Here is a 14,864-nt window from a genome sequence, read left to right as displayed (position 1 = left end):
TCCTGTGGACTTTTTCAGCTTAAGCCAAGAAACTCGAAAGCGAAGTAGGTCAGATTGGCTTTTTCAATGTGAAACTTGTCTTCACACTCCCAAAGAGGTATTAGTGTCGTGTCTCAATCTTATATCAATGTTATCGGTGCTGGTTTGGCAGGTTCTGAAGCTGCCTACCAAATTGCAGAACGTGGTATTCCAGTTAAACTTTATGAAATGCGTGGTGTCAAGTCAACACCCCAGCACAAAACAGATAATTTTGCCGAGTTGGTTTGTTCCAATTCTTTGCGTGGGGATGCTTTGACAAATGCTGTCGGGCTTCTCAAGGAAGAAATGCGTCGCTTGGGTTCAGTTATTTTGAAATCTGCTGAGGCTACACGTGTTCCTGCTGGTGGTGCCCTTGCGGTGGACCGTGATGGTTTCTCCCAAATGGTGACCGAAAAAGTTGCCAACCATCCCTTGATTGAAGTGGTTCGTGATGAAATTACAGAATTACCGACTGATGTAATCACAGTTATCGCTACTGGTCCTTTGACTAGCGATGCCTTGGCTGAAAAGATTCATGCTCTCAATGACGGCGATGGTTTCTATTTCTACGATGCGGCAGCGCCGATTATTGATGTCAACACCATCGATATGAGCAAGGTCTATCTCAAGTCTCGGTATGACAAGGGAGAAGCTGCTTATCTCAATGCTCCAATGACCAAGCAAGAGTTTATGGATTTCCATGAAGCCTTGGTCAATGCGGAAGAAGCTCCGCTTAATTCTTTCGAAAAAGAAAAGTATTTTGAAGGCTGTATGCCTATCGAAGTCATGGCTAAACGTGGTATTAAAACAATGCTTTATGGTCCTATGAAACCAGTCGGTCTGGAGTATCCGGACGACTACACAGGACCTCGTGATGGAGAATTTAAAACACCTTATGCGGTGGTTCAGCTTCGTCAGGACAATGCAGCTGGTAGCCTCTATAATATCGTCGGTTTCCAGACCCACCTCAAATGGGGAGAACAAAAGCGTGTCTTCCAAATGATTCCAGGTCTTGAAAATGTGGAGTTTGTTCGTTATGGTGTCATGCACCGCAATTCTTACATGGATTCACCAAATCTTCTTGAACAGACCTATCGTTCTAAGAAGCAACCAAATCTCTTCTTTGCTGGTCAGATGACGGGTGTGGAAGGCTATGTTGAGTCAGCAGCGTCAGGCTTGGTTGCGGGTATTAATGCAGCTCGTCTTTTCAAGGGTGAAAGTGAGGCTATTTTCCCAGAGACAACAGCGATTGGAAGTCTGGCTCATTACATCACCCATGCGGACAGCAAACATTTCCAACCGATGAATGTCAACTTTGGAATTATCAAGGAGTTGGAAGGCGAACGTATCCGTGATAAGAAGGCTCGTTATGAAAAAATTGCAGAGCGTGCCCTTAACGATTTAGAGGAATTTTTAACGGTCTAATTTTTTTGAAAGAATTGCTCATGATACTATAAAAATCTTAGAAATTGTGATAAAATAGGTAGGATAAAAAAAGGAGAGTGAAAATGGCGAATCCCAAGTATAAACGTATTTTAATCAAGTTATCAGGTGAAGCCCTTGCCGGTGAACGTGGCGTAGGGATTGATATCCAAACAGTTCAAACAATCGCAAAAGAGATTCAAGAAGTTCATAGCTTAGGTATCGAAATTGCCCTTGTTATTGGTGGAGGAAATCTCTGGCGTGGTGAACCTGCTGCAGAAGCAGGAATGGACCGCGTTCAGGCAGATTACACAGGAATGCTTGGGACTGTTATGAATGCTCTTGTGATGGCAGATTCATTGCAACAAGTTGGGGTTGATACGCGTGTACAAACAGCCATTGCCATGCAACAAGTGGCAGAGCCTTACGTACGTGGACGTGCCCTTCGTCACCTTGAAAAAGGCCGTATCGTTATCTTTGGTGCTGGAATTGGTTCACCTTACTTCTCAACAGATACAACAGCGGCTCTTCGTGCAGCTGAAATCGAAGCAGATGCCATCCTCATGGCTAAAAATGGCGTCGACGGTGTTTATAATGCCGATCCTAAGAAGGACAAGACAGCCGTTAAGTTTGAAGAATTGACTCACCGTGACGTTATCAATAAAGGTCTTCGTATCATGGATTCAACAGCTTCAACCCTCTCAATGGACAACGACATTGACTTGGTTGTCTTCAACATGAACCAACCAGGCAACATCAAACGTGTCGTATTTGGTGAAAATATCGGAACAACAGTTTCAAATAATATCGAAGAAAAGGAATAAGAAAGATTATGGCTAACGCAATTATTGAAAAAGCTAAAGAGAGAATGACCCAGTCTCACCAATCACTTGCTCGTGAATTTGGTGGTATCCGTGCCGGTCGTGCCAATGCAAGCTTGCTTGACCGTGTACATGTAGAGTACTATGGAGTAGAAACTCCCCTTAACCAAATCGCTTCAATTACGATTCCAGAAGCGCGTGTCTTGTTGGTAACACCATTTGACAAGTCTTCATTGAAAGACATCGAACGTGCCTTGAACGCTTCTGATCTTGGTATTACACCAGCTAATGATGGTTCTGTGATTCGTTTGGTTATCCCTGCTCTTACAGAAGAAACTCGTCGTGACCTTGCTAAAGAAGTGAAGAAGGTCGGTGAAAATGCTAAGGTGGCTGTCCGCAATATCCGTCGTGATGCTATGGACGAAGCTAAGAAACAAGAAAAAGCAAAAGAAATCACTGAAGACGAATTGAAGACTCTTGAAAAAGATATTCAGAAAGTAACAGACGATGCTGTCAAACACATCGATGACATGACTGCCAACAAAGAAAAAGAACTTTTGGAAGTCTAAAAATAAACAGAAAAACTCAGTTGGCATTGCTGGCTGAGTTTTATTCGAAAGAAGGAAATATGAATACAAATCTTGCAAGTTTTATCGTTGGACTCATCATCGATGAAAATGACCGTTTTTACTTTGTGCAAAAGGATGGCCAAACCTATGCGCTTGCCAAGGAAGAAGGTCAGCATACAGTAGGGGATACGGTTAAAGGTTTCGCCTACACAGATATGAAGCAAAAGCTCCGCTTGACAACTCTAGAAGTGACTGCTACTCAGGACCAATTTGGTTGGGGACGTGTTACAGAAGTTCGTAAGGACTTGGGTGTTTTTGTGGATACAGGACTTCCTGACAAGGAAATCGTTGTGTCACTCGATATTCTTCCTGAGCTCAAGGAACTCTGGCCTAAGAAAGGCGACCAACTCTACATCCGTCTTGAAGTGGACAAGAAAGACCGTATCTGGGGACTTTTGGCCTATCAAGAAGACTTCCAACGTCTGGCTCGTCCTGCCTACAACAATATGCAGAACCAAAACTGGCCAGCCATTGTATACCGTCTCAAGCTGTCAGGAACCTTTGTTTACCTACCAGAAAATAACATGCTTGGCTTTATCCATCCTAGCGAGCGCTACGCAGAGCCACGGTTGGGTCAAGTGTTAGATGCGCGTGTCATTGGTTTCCGTGAGGTTGATAGAACTCTGAACCTCTCCCTAAAACCGCGTTCATTTGAAATGTTGGAAAATGATGCCCAGATGATTTTGACCTACTTGGAAAGCAATGGCGGTTTCATGACCTTAAATGATAAGTCATCTCCAGACGACATCAAGGCAACCTTTGGCATTTCTAAAGGTCAGTTCAAGAAAGCTTTAGGTGGTCTTATGAAGGCTGGTAAAATCAAGCAAGACCAGTTTGGGACAGAGTTGATTTAGGGAGACATATGAGAAAATCATTTTACACTTGGCTCATGACCGAGCGCAATCCTAAAAGTAACAATCCCAAGGCTATCTTGGCAGACCTCGCTTTTGAAGAATCAGCCTTTCCAAAACATACGGATGATTTTGATGAGGTCAGTCGATTTTTGGAGGAGCATGCCAGTTTTTCTTTTAACCTAGGAGACTTTGACGCTATCTGGCAAGAATACTTAGAACACTAGACTTTATTCATTGGCTTTGGGCTAGTAATTTCTCCATCCCTTTGCTATAATAAAAAGAAATAAAAGGATTAGAGAGGTTCTTTATTTGAAGGAACATTCAATTGACATTCAACTGAGTCATCCAGATGACCTGTTTCATCTTTTTGGTTCCAATGAACGCCATCTTCGTTTGATGGAAGAAGAGCTTGATGTTGTGATTCATGCTCGTACGGAGATTGTCCAGGTTTTGGGAGAAGAGAATGCCTGTGAGGAAGCTCGTCAGGTTATTCAAGCTCTCATGGTTTTGGTGAATCGTGGGATGACAGTCGGCACACCAGATGTGGTGACTGCGATTAGCATGGTCAAAAACGATGAAATCGACAAGTTTGTTGCCCTTTACGAAGAAGAAATTATCAAGGACAATACAGGTAAACCGATTCGCGTCAAAACATTGGGTCAAAAGCTTTATGTGGATAGTGTTAAACAGCACGATGTGACCTTTGGAATCGGACCAGCAGGGACAGGGAAGACCTTTCTTGCAGTGACCTTGGCAGTGACTGCCCTTAAACGTGGGCAGGTCAAGCGAATTATCCTGACTCGTCCAGCAGTGGAAGCAGGAGAGAGTCTAGGTTTTCTTCCGGGTGATCTTAAGGAGAAGGTGGATCCTTACCTTCGACCTGTTTATGATGCCTTGTATCAGATTCTTGGGAAAGACCAAACAACGCGTCTCATGGAGCGTGAAATTATCGAGATTGCACCCCTCGCATATATGCGTGGGCGAACCTTGGATGATGCCTTTGTCATTCTAGATGAAGCCCAAAATACGACCATCATGCAGATGAAGATGTTCTTGACTCGTTTAGGCTTTAATTCTAAGATGATTGTCAATGGAGATATCAGTCAGATTGACCTGCCGCGTAATGTCAAGTCCGGTTTGATTGATGCTCAAGAAAAACTCAAGAACATTCACCAAATTGACTTTGTTCATTTTTCAGCTAAAGATGTGGTTCGCCATCCAGTTGTTGCTCAGATTATCCGAGCTTATGAACCAGCACCTGTCAAGAATGAAGAGAGTGAAGAATTAGAGTCTCAACCTCTGTCTGAAGGATAGTTCTTTTGTATTTAAAGTTATCTCAATACAATGTTTCAGTCAATATCCTTGTATTAGTTAGAAACTTTTCAAGCGGAGGAGAAGTATGGAATCAATCTTTTTAAAACTAGCTCAGTATCCCATAGTCGAGACTGAGCGTTTATTGCTTAGACCTGTAACCTTGGATGATGCGGAAGAAATGTTTGACTATGCCTCGGACAAGGATAATACACGCTACACTTTTCCAACAAATCAGAGCCTAGAAGAGACCAAGAATAACATTGCTCAGTTCTACTTGGCCAATCCCTTGGGACGGTGGGGAATCGAACTAAAAAGCAATAGTCAGTTTATCGGAACTATTGATTTGCACAAGATTGATCCCATTCTCAAAAAGGCAGCTATTGGTTACATTATCAATAAAAAGTATTGGAATCAAGGTTTGACGACAGAAGCCAATCGTGCCGTGATTAAGCTGGCTTTTGAGAATATTGGAATGAACAAGTTGATCGCCCTTCACGATAAGGATAATCCCGCATCTGGCAAGGTCATGGAGAAATCAGGCATGCGTTTTTCCCACGAAGAACCCTATGCCAGAATGGATAATAAAGAACCAGGTCGAATTATCACAAGAGTTTATTATGTCTTGACTAAGGAAGACTATTTTGCAAATAAATAAGCAGTTGAAAAGAAATTTTCGACTGTTTTTTCTTCCTCTTACGAATAATCTAAGAGAGGAGAAAATATGGAAGCAATTATCGAGAAAATCAAAGAGTATAAAATCATCGTCATCTGTACTGGTCTGGGCTTGCTTGTAGGAGGATTTTTCCTGCTAAAACCAGCTCCACAAATACCTGTTAAAGAGACGAATTTACAGGGAGAAGTTGCAGCTGTTTCCAAGGTTTCATCGACCGAAAAGGATGTGAAGAGGGAAGAGAAGGACGAATCGGTTGAACAAGATGTGATTACAGTAGATGTGAAAGGCGCTGTTAAATCACCAGGGATTTATGACTTGCCAGTAGGTAGTCGGGTCAATGATGCTGTTCAAAAGGCGGGTGGCTTGACAGAGCAAGCAGACAGCAAATCGCTCAATCTAGCTCAGAAAGTTAGTGATGAGGCTCTGGTCTACGTTCCAACTAAGGGAGAAGAAGCAGCTAGTCAACAGACTGGTTCTGGGACAGCTTCTTCAAAGAACAAGGAAAAGAAGGTCAATCTCAACAAGGCCAGTCTGGAAGAGCTCAAGCAGGTCAAGGGTCTGGGTGGCAAACGAGCTCAGGATATTATCGACCATCGTGAATCAAATGGGAAATTCAAGTCGGTTGATGAACTCAAGAAGGTTTCTGGCATTGGTGCTAAAACGATAGAAAAGCTAAAAGACTATGTTACAGCGGATTAAGACTTTCCCTGTTCCCCTAATCTATCTGAGTTTTCTATTGCTCTGGCTTTACTACGCCATTTTTTCAGCATCCTATATCGCACTGCTAGGCTTCGTTTTTCTGCTAGTCTGTCTCTTTATCCAATTTTCTTGGAAATCTGCTAGCAAAGTTCTAGTGCTTTGTGGAATTTTTGGATTCTGGTTTGTTTTTCAAAATTGGCAACAGAGTCAAGCGAGTCAAAATTTGGCGGATTCTGTTGAAAGGGTGCGGATTTTGCCTGACACTATTAAGGTCAATGGTGATAGTCTGTCCTTTCGTGGTAAGCATGATGGACGCATTTTTCAAGTCTATTATAAACTCCAGTCCGAGGAGGAGAAAGAAGCCTTTCAAACTTTAATAGACCTTCATGAGATAGAACTTGAAGGAAAACTTTCGGAGCCAGAAGGGCAGAGAAATTTTGGTGGTTTTGACTACCAAGCCTATCTGAAGACTCAGGGAATTTACCAGACTATCAATATCAAAAAAATTCAGTCACTTCAAAAGGTTGGCAGTTGGGATATAGGTGAAAACCTGTCCAGCTTACGTCGAAAGGCTGTAGTTTGGATCAAGACGCACTTTCCAGATCCTATGCGCAATTACATGACGGGGCTTCTATTAGGACATCTGGACACCGACTTTGAGGAGATGAATGAGCTTTATTCTAGTCTAGGAATTATCCATCTTTTTGCCTTGTCGGGCATGCAGGTAGGCTTTTTCATGGATGGATTTAAGAAACTTCTCTTGCGATTGGGCTTGACTCAAGAAAAGTTGAAATGGCTGACTTATCCCTTTTCCCTTATCTATGCGGGCCTGACAGGGTTTTCAGCATCGGTCATTCGCAGTCTTTGGCAAAAACTATTGGCTCAACATGGCTATAAGGGATTAGATAATTTTGCCCTGACTGTGCTTGTTCTCTTTATCGTCATGCCTAACTTTTTCCTGACTGCAGGAGGAGTTTTGTCCTGCGCTTATGATTTTATCTTGACTATGACCAGCAAAGAAGGAGAGGGCCTAAAGGCTGTGACCAGAGAAAGTCTAGTCATTTCCTTGGGAATATTGCCCATTCTGTCCTTCTATTTTGCGGAATTTCAACCTTGGTCCATCCTTTTGACCTTTGTCTTTTCCTTTCTATTTGACTTGGCCTTCTTACCGCTCTTGTCTATCTTATTTGTCCTTTCATTTCTCTATCCAGTCATTCAGCTTAATTTTATTTTTGAATGGTTGGAGGGGATGATTCGCTTTGTATCACAGGTGGCAAGTAGACCGCTTGTCTTTGGACAACCCAATGCATGGCTTTTAGTTTTATTGTTAATTTCCTTGGCTTTAGTATATGATTTGAGGAAAAACATTAAAAGGCTAGCAGTATTGAGCTTATTGATTACGGGTCTCTTTTTCTTGACCAAGCATCCACTGGAAAATGAAATTACCATGCTGGATGTGGGGCAAGGCGAAAGTATTTTCCTACGGGATGTAACTGGTAAGATCATTCTTATAGATGTCGGCGGCAAGGCAGAATCTAGCAAGAAAATCGAAAAATGGCAAGAAAAGACGACGACAAGCAACGCCCAGCGAAGCTTGATTCCCTATCTAAAAGGTCGAGGAGTAGCCAAGATTGACCAGCTGATTTTAACAAATACAGACAAGGAGCATGTTGGAGATTTGTTGGAGGTGACCAAGGCTTTCCATGTAGGGGAGATTTTAGTATCAAAAGGTAGTCTGAAACAGAAGGAATTTGTGGCAGAACTACAGGCAACTCAAACCAAGGTGCGTAGTGTGACAGCAGGAGAGAACTTGCCAATTTTTGGAAGTCGGTTAGAAGTCCTGTCTCCAAGGAAAATTGGAAATGGAAATCATGAAGATTCCCTGGTTTTGTATGGAAAACTCTTGGATAAAAACTTTCTTTTCACAGGAAATTTGGAGGAAAAAGGAGAGAAGGACTTGCTGAGGCAATATCCTGACCTAGAGGTGGATGTTTTGAAAGCTAGCCAACATGGCTCTAAAAAATTATCAAGTTCAGCCTTTTTAGAACAGCTCAAACCAGAGTTTACTCTCATTTCAGTTGGAAAGAACAATCGAACGAAACTCCCCCATCAGGAAACCTTGACACGACTGGAAGGTATCAATAGCAAAGTTTATCGAACTGACCAGCAGGGAGCTATACGCTTTAAAGGGTGGAATAGATGGAAAATCGAAAGCGTTCGATAGGAAGGACAAATATAATATATTAGTAAAATAAACTAAAAATCTGTTGAATAATAATGATAAAAACGATATAATGAAAGCGTCTTCGATATTAATGATATAAAACCATTGAAAATTAGCAAAAATCGTTTAATTAGTTAGTTTATGATTATTGGTCTTTTTCAGTCCAGTATATCTGCTGTGAGCGTTCTTAAAATTTATCGGTATGATTGGAATACCTTCTATATGTCTAGTATGAATTACCACAGACATAGCTATATTAACGTTCCATCATGATCTCGTTATTATAGCTATTCTGAATATAAAGTTGGTTCTGGTTGGAATTACGATTGGTATGAGGTACTAAACTACTACAGCGGAGGCTATTAATCCAAAAAGGAGGGCTAGATATGTTGCAACTTACTCATGTGACCTTAAAAACGCGACAAGTCATCTTACAAGATGTTGATTTTACATTTGAAAGGGGTAGGATTTATGGTATTCTTGCTATAAATGGCTCTGGAAAGACGACACTGTTCCGTGCCATTAGCAATTTAATTCCTATAAGTAGTGGAAATATCGCACTCTCTCCTTCTTTGTTTTATTATGAGAGTATTGAATGGCTGGATGGAAACTTAAGTGGGATGGACTATCTTCGCCTGATCAAGAACATCTGGCAGTCAGGGCTGAACTTGGGGGATGAAATTGATTACTGGGAAATGTCTGACTATATCAGCCTTCCCATTCGCAAGTATTCCTTAGGCATGAAGCAACGCTTGGTGATTGCCATGTATTTCCTCAGTCAGGCGAAATGCTGGCTTATGGATGAGATTACAAATGGCTTAGATGAGTATTATCGACAGAAGTTTTTTGATAGGCTAGCACAAATCGATAGACAAGAACAGCTGGTTCTTTTAAGTTCCCACTATAAGGAAGAGATGGTTGATGTCTGCGATAGAGTAGTAACCATTCATCGGGGAAAGATAGAAGAGGTTTAGTTTATGAAAGATGTTAGTCTATTTTTATTAAAAAAAGTTTTCAAAAGTCGCTTAAACTGGATTATCTTAGCTTTATTTGTATCTGGACTCGGTGTTACCTTTTATCTTAATAGTCAGACTGCAAACTCACACAGCTTGGAGGGAGAGTTGGAAACTCGTCTTGTAAAAGATGAGAGAGTCATCAATGAATATGAAGAGAAACTCTCCCAAATATCTGATACCAACTCGGAGGAATACCAGATTGCTAAAATTAATTTAGAATCGCAAAAAAATCTTTTGACTCAAAAGAAAGAAATTCTGGCTTTGTTAAGAGAAGGACGCTGGAAAGAAGCCTACTATTTGCAGTGGCAAGATGAAGAGAAGAATTATGAAGTTATGTCAAATCAACCGACTTCTAGCTCTGACTTAAAAATGGCGATTGACCGCCAACGAAAGATTTACCAAGCCCTGTATCCCTTGAACATAAAAGCACATACTTTGGAGTTTCCGACCTACGGGATTGATCAGATTGTCTGGATTTTAGAGGCTATCATCCCAACCTTGTTTGTGGTTGCTATTATTTTTATGCTAACGCAACTATTTGCAGAAAGATATCAAAATCATCTGGACACAGCTCAGTTATATCCTTTTTCAAAAGTGACATTTGCCATGTCCTCTCTTGGAGTTGGAGTGGGCTATGTAACTGTGCTGTTTATCGGAATCAGCGGATTTTCTTTTCTAGTGGGAAGTCTGATAAGTGGTTTTGGACAGTTAGATTATCCCTACCCGATTTATAGCTTAGTGAATCAAGAGGTAACCATTGGAAAGATACAAGATGTGTTATTTCCTAGTTTGCTATTAGTTTTCTTATCCTTTATCGTTATTGTGGAAGTTGTGTATTTGATTACTTACTTTTTCAAGCAAAAAATGCCTGTACTCTTTCTTTCACTCATTGGGATTGTTGGCTTATTGTTTGGCATCCAAACAATTCAGCCTCTTCAAAGGATTGCACATCTGATTCCTTTTACTTACTTACGTTCAGTGGAGATTTTGTCTGGAAGATTACCTAAGCAAATTGATAATGTCAATCTAAATTGGGGTATGGGGCTAGTCTTACTTCCTTGCCTGATTATCCTTTTGCTAGTGGGGATTCTATTTATCGAAAGCTGGGGAAGTTCACGGAAAAAGGAAGTTTTTAATAGACTTTAGCTTTCCTATACGGAAGATGAAGATAAGGAAAAACTAACATAGAGAGAATCAACTTGATTCTCTCTCTTTGATGTGGAAACCAATCTAAAATATAAACACAAACTTTTCAAAAAAATAACTTTTTATCTTGACAAGGGCTAGAAAACTTGGTATCATATAAAAGTTGAGAAAAGCAGAAGTGAGAGCTTCTCGCCTTGTGACATCAAGTTGCCTGGCCCTACGGATGAAAAGTTTCTAAGAAACGCTATCATAACGTGCGGGCTTGTAGTATTACGAGTCCGCTATTGTTTTTCTCTAATAAAACAAAAGAGGTGAAAACCATAGCAAAGCAAGACTTATTCATCAATGATGAGATTCGTGTACGTGAAGTTCGCTTGATTGGTCTTGAAGGAGAACAGCTAGGCATCAAGCCACTCAGTGAAGCGCAAGCTTTGGCTGATAACGCTAATGTTGACCTAGTATTGATTCAACCCCAAGCCAAACCGCCTGTTGCAAAAATTATGGACTACGGTAAGTTCAAATTTGAGTACCAGAAGAAGCAAAAAGAACAACGTAAAAAACAAAGTGTTGTTACTGTGAAAGAAGTTCGTCTAAGTCCAACGATTGACAAGGGTGACTTTGATACAAAACTTCGCAATGCACGCAAATTCCTTGAAAAAGGAAATAAAGTTAAGGTATCTATTCGCTTTAAGGGTCGTATGATTACCCATAAAGAGATTGGTGCAAAAGTTTTAGCCGAGTTTGCTGAAGCAACTCAAGATATTGCAATCATCGAACAACGTGCTAAAATGGATGGACGTCAAATGTTCATGCAATTGGCGCCAGCGACTGACAAAAAATAATTGTCAGAAAGTTAAATAAAGGAGAAAAAATCATGCCAAAACAAAAAACACACCGCGCATCAGCTAAACGTTTCAAACGTACAGGTTCTGGTGGACTTAAACGTTTCCGTGCTTACACTTCTCACCGTTTCCACGGAAAAACTAAGAAACAACGTCGTCATCTTCGTAAAGCATCTATGGTGCATTCAGGAGATTACAAACGTATCAAAGCAATGCTTACTCGCTTGAAATAATAGCTTGACTGTAAGTAAACAATTCTAGGAAATATTTGGAGGAAATAAAACATGGCACGTGTTAAAGGTGGCGTTGTATCACGCAAACGTCGTAAACGTATTCTTAAATTAGCAAAAGGTTACTATGGAGCTAAACACATCTTGTTCCGTACTGCAAAAGAACAAGTAATGAACTCTTACTACTATGCATACCGTGACCGTCGTCAGAAAAAACGTGACTTCCGCAAATTGTGGATCACTCGTATCAACGCGGCAGCTCGTATGAACGGACTTTCATACTCACAATTGATGCATGGTTTGAAATTGGCTGAGATCGAAGTTAACCGTAAAATGCTTGCTGACTTGGCTGTTAACGATGCAGCAGCTTTCACAGCTCTTGCAGATGCAGCTAAAGCAAAACTTGGTAAATAATAACTGATAAGACTGGAACAGGATTGTCCCAGTCTTTTTGAAAATAAAGGAGAAAAATATGGCTTCAAAAATGCTACACACTTGCTTGCGAGTAGAAAATCTTGAAAAATCAATCGCATTTTATCAAGACGCTTTTGGTTTTAAAGAATTGCGTCGTAGAGATTTTCCAGACCATGCCTTCACGATTGTCTATCTAGGACTTGAGGGTGACGACTATGAGTTGGAGTTGACTTATAACTACGATCACGGTCCTTATGTGGTTGGAGATGGGTTTGCCCATATCGCTCTCAGTACACCTGATCTTGAAGCGCTTCATCAAGAGCACAGTGCCAAAGGCTATGAAGTTACTGAACCAAATGGTCTACCAGGAACTGCACCTAACTATTACTTTGTCAAAGACCCTGATGGCTACAAGGTTGAAGTCATTCGTGAAAAATAATCTCGTGAAGTCAAGTAGAATGTTCGTTTTCTACTTGACTTTTTTTGGTTGAAAGAGTATACTAGTAAAAATTTAACCTTTAAGGGGAGTCCAGAGAGACTCACAAGGTGTCAGATAAAAGAATAGTACAATTTTCTAGAGGGGACTTTTTGAGTGTGCTCTCTTGTGTTGTACGATTTTAACTGAGGCCTTGCACTAGCAAGGTCTTTTCTTTGTCTGGTCCCCTTAAAATTTAAGGAGGAAAAGTCATGAATCCCACATGTAAGAAACGTTTGGGTGCAATTCGTTTGGAAACCATGAAGGTGGTTGCACAGGAGGAAATCGCGCCAGCAATCTTTGAATTAGTCCTAGAGGGGGAAATGGTTGAAGCCATGCGAGCAGGTCAATTTCTTCATCTGCGTGTGCCTGATGACGCCCATCTCTTGCGTCGGCCTATTTCAATTTCGTCTATTGATAAGGTAAAGAAGCAGTGTCACCTCATTTATCGGATTGAAGGTGCTGGTACAGCTATTTTTTCAACCTTAAGTCAGGGAGATACTCTTGATGTGATGGGACCTCAGGGGAATGGATTTGACTTGTCTGACCTAGATGAGCAGAGCCAGGTTCTCCTTGTTGGAGGGGGGATTGGTGTACCTCCTTTACTTGAGGTTGCTAAGGAATTGCATGCGCGTGGTGTGAAAGTAGTGACAGTCCTTGGTTTTGCTAATAAGGATGCTGTTATTTTAGAGACGGAATTAGCTCAATATAGTCAAGTCTTTGTAACGACAGATGATGGTTCTTATGGCATCAAGGGAAATGTGTCCGTTGTCATCAATGATTTAGGCAGTCAGTTTGATGCTGTTTACTCATGTGGGGCGCCAGGAATGATGAAGTATATCAATCAAACCTTCTATAACCATCCAAGAGCCTATCTATCTTTGGAATCTCGTATGGCTTGTGGGATGGGGGCTTGCTATGCCTGCGTCCTAAAAGTGCCAGAAAGCGAGACGGTCAGCCAACGTGTCTGTGAAGATGGTCCTGTTTTCCGCACAGGAACAGTTGTATTATAAGGAGAAAATTATGACTACAAATCGTTTACAAGTTTCTCTACCAGGCTTGGATTTGAAAAATCCGATTATTCCAGCATCAGGCTGTTTTGGTTTTGGTCAAGAGTATGCCAAGTACTATGATTTAGATCTTTTGGGTTCTATAATGATCAAGGCGACAACACTTGAAGCCCGTTTTGGCAATCCAACTCCAAGGGTGGCAGAAACACCCGCTGGTATGCTCAATGCAATTGGCTTACAAAATCCTGGTTTGGAAGTTGTTTTGGCTGAAAAGTTACCTTGGCTGGAAAGAGAGTATCCAAATCTTCCTATTATTGCTAATGTAGCTGGTTTTTCAAAACAAGAGTATGCGGCTGTTTCTCATGGGATTTCCAAGGCAGCTAATGTAAAGGCTATTGAGCTCAATATTTCTTGCCCCAATGTTGACCACTGTAATCACGGACTTTTGATTGGTCAAGATCCAGATTTGGCTTATGATGTGGTGAAAGCAGCTGTGGAAGCCTCTGATGTACCAGTTTATGTCAAACTAACCCCTAGTGTGACCGATATTGTAACCGTCGCAAAAGCAGCAGAAGATGCGGGAGCAAGTGGCTTGACTATGATTAATACTCTGGTTGGAATGCGTTTTGACCTCAAAACCAGAAAACCAATTTTGGCCAATGGAACAGGTGGAATGTCTGGTCCAGCAGTTTTTCCAGTATCCCTCAAACTCATCCGCCAAGTTGCCCAAACAACAGACCTGCCTATCATTGGAATGGGGGGAGTAGATTCGGCTGAAGCTGCCCTAGAAATGTATCTGGCTGGAGCATCGGCTATTGGAGTTGGAACAGCCAACTTTACCAATCCCTATGCCTGCCCTGATATCATCGAAAATTTACCAAAAGTCATGGATAAATACGGTATTAGCAGTCTAGAAAATCTTCGTCAGGAAGTAAAAACCAGCCTTAGATAAGCTAGACCATCCTTATTGTTAATTAGAAATAGAATTTTCATCATTTTGTAATATTTTCTTCTTTTAACTATGTTAGAATAAAGTTAATTACGAATGATGTAGACGAATATCTACTTAGGGGAGTA

The 14,864-nt window shown here is 41.1% G+C and carries 17 protein-coding genes, 1 pseudogene and 1 other annotated feature; all 18 genes and pseudogenes read left to right on the top strand.

Translation table 11 applies throughout. The features are described 5' to 3' along the window. Positions 1 to 108: 108 nt before the first annotated feature. The 18 genes and pseudogenes from trmFO (at position 109) to JJN14_RS05770 (ending at position 14,739) form a co-directional block, all read left to right on the top strand. Positions 109 to 1,443, top strand: a complete 1,335-nt coding sequence (gene trmFO, locus JJN14_RS05850; protein WP_201058115.1) for a methylenetetrahydrofolate--tRNA-(uracil(54)-C(5))-methyltransferase (FADH(2)-oxidizing) TrmFO — start codon at positions 109 to 111, stop codon at positions 1,441 to 1,443. Positions 1,444 to 1,526: 83 nt separating this feature from the next. Further along, positions 1,527 to 2,264, top strand: a complete 738-nt coding sequence (gene pyrH / locus JJN14_RS05845; protein ID WP_000002996.1) for a UMP kinase — start codon at positions 1,527 to 1,529, stop codon at positions 2,262 to 2,264. A gap of 8 nt (positions 2,265 to 2,272) precedes the next feature. Then, on the top strand, positions 2,273 to 2,830 hold the full coding sequence (gene frr, locus JJN14_RS05840; protein ID WP_001262225.1) for a ribosome recycling factor: 558 nt from the start codon (positions 2,273 to 2,275) through the stop codon (positions 2,828 to 2,830). Positions 2,831 to 2,889: 59 nt separating this feature from the next. Continuing rightward, positions 2,890 to 3,744: an RNA-binding virulence regulatory protein CvfB gene (gene cvfB, locus JJN14_RS05835; RefSeq protein WP_001095445.1), complete on the top strand. Its 855-nt coding sequence runs from the start codon at positions 2,890 to 2,892 to the stop codon at positions 3,742 to 3,744. A gap of 8 nt (positions 3,745 to 3,752) precedes the next feature. Further along, entirely contained in the window at positions 3,753 to 3,968 is a 216-nt protein-coding gene (locus JJN14_RS05830) for a YozE family protein (RefSeq protein WP_201058114.1), read from the top strand. A gap of 85 nt (positions 3,969 to 4,053) precedes the next feature. Then, positions 4,054 to 5,058, top strand: a complete 1,005-nt coding sequence (locus JJN14_RS05825; protein ID WP_201058113.1) for a PhoH family protein — start codon at positions 4,054 to 4,056, stop codon at positions 5,056 to 5,058. 85 nt (positions 5,059 to 5,143) lie between these two features. After that, positions 5,144 to 5,713 carry a GNAT family N-acetyltransferase gene (locus JJN14_RS05820; protein ID WP_201058112.1) on the top strand — a complete coding sequence of 190 codons (570 nt, stop codon included), beginning with the start codon at positions 5,144 to 5,146 and terminating at the stop codon, positions 5,711 to 5,713. Between the two features lie 66 nt (positions 5,714 to 5,779). After that, a complete protein-coding gene (locus JJN14_RS05815) occupies positions 5,780 to 6,430 on the top strand; it encodes a helix-hairpin-helix domain-containing protein (protein ID WP_201058111.1) in 651 nt (216 codons plus the stop codon). Continuing rightward, positions 6,414 to 8,654, top strand: coding sequence for a DNA internalization-related competence protein ComEC/Rec2 (locus JJN14_RS05810; protein ID WP_201058110.1), 2,241 nt, complete (start codon positions 6,414 to 6,416; stop codon positions 8,652 to 8,654). The genes JJN14_RS05815 and JJN14_RS05810 overlap by 17 nt, the downstream gene beginning before the upstream one ends. 141 nt (positions 8,655 to 8,795) lie before the next feature. Further along, positions 8,796 to 9,020 (top strand): annotated as a pseudogene (locus JJN14_RS10095) (hypothetical protein). A 20-nt stretch (positions 9,021 to 9,040) separates the two neighbouring features. Then, entirely contained in the window at positions 9,041 to 9,628 is a 588-nt protein-coding gene (locus tag JJN14_RS05805) for an ABC transporter ATP-binding protein (RefSeq protein WP_201058109.1), read from the top strand. A gap of 3 nt (positions 9,629 to 9,631) precedes the next feature. Next, positions 9,632 to 10,816 (top strand): hypothetical protein, encoded by a 1,185-nt coding sequence (locus tag JJN14_RS05800; RefSeq protein WP_201058108.1) that lies wholly within the window; start codon positions 9,632 to 9,634, stop codon positions 10,814 to 10,816. A 164-nt stretch (positions 10,817 to 10,980) separates the two neighbouring features. Then, positions 10,981 to 11,112, top strand: a sequence feature (ribosomal protein L20 leader region). A gap of 15 nt (positions 11,113 to 11,127) precedes the next feature. Next, positions 11,128 to 11,658, top strand: a complete 531-nt coding sequence (gene infC / locus JJN14_RS05795; RefSeq protein ID WP_000848180.1) for a translation initiation factor IF-3 — start codon at positions 11,128 to 11,130, stop codon at positions 11,656 to 11,658. 32 nt (positions 11,659 to 11,690) lie between these two features. Further along, the gene (gene rpmI, locus JJN14_RS05790) at positions 11,691 to 11,891 is read left to right on the top strand and encodes a 50S ribosomal protein L35 (RefSeq protein WP_001125943.1); all 201 of its coding nucleotides are present in this window, start codon (positions 11,691 to 11,693) and stop codon (positions 11,889 to 11,891) included. A gap of 51 nt (positions 11,892 to 11,942) precedes the next feature. Continuing rightward, a complete protein-coding gene (gene rplT / locus JJN14_RS05785; protein WP_000124834.1) occupies positions 11,943 to 12,302 on the top strand; it encodes a 50S ribosomal protein L20 in 360 nt (119 codons plus the stop codon). A 58-nt stretch (positions 12,303 to 12,360) separates the two neighbouring features. After that, a complete protein-coding gene (locus JJN14_RS05780; RefSeq protein ID WP_000157153.1) occupies positions 12,361 to 12,741 on the top strand; it encodes a VOC family protein in 381 nt (126 codons plus the stop codon). A 248-nt stretch (positions 12,742 to 12,989) separates the two neighbouring features. Beyond that, positions 12,990 to 13,790 (top strand): dihydroorotate dehydrogenase electron transfer subunit, encoded by an 801-nt coding sequence (locus tag JJN14_RS05775; RefSeq protein WP_201058107.1) that lies wholly within the window; start codon positions 12,990 to 12,992, stop codon positions 13,788 to 13,790. After that, positions 13,753 to 14,739, top strand: coding sequence for a dihydroorotate dehydrogenase (locus JJN14_RS05770; protein ID WP_201058106.1), 987 nt, complete (start codon positions 13,753 to 13,755; stop codon positions 14,737 to 14,739). The genes JJN14_RS05775 and JJN14_RS05770 overlap by 38 nt, the downstream gene beginning before the upstream one ends. Positions 14,740 to 14,864: the final 125 nt, after the last annotated feature.

Source organism: Streptococcus mitis (assembly GCF_016658865.1).
Classification (GTDB): Bacteria; Bacillota; Bacilli; order Lactobacillales; family Streptococcaceae; genus Streptococcus; species Streptococcus mitis_BT.
Note: the sequence above shows the minus strand (reverse complement) of the source record. Positions and strands in the feature narration are given on the sequence as shown.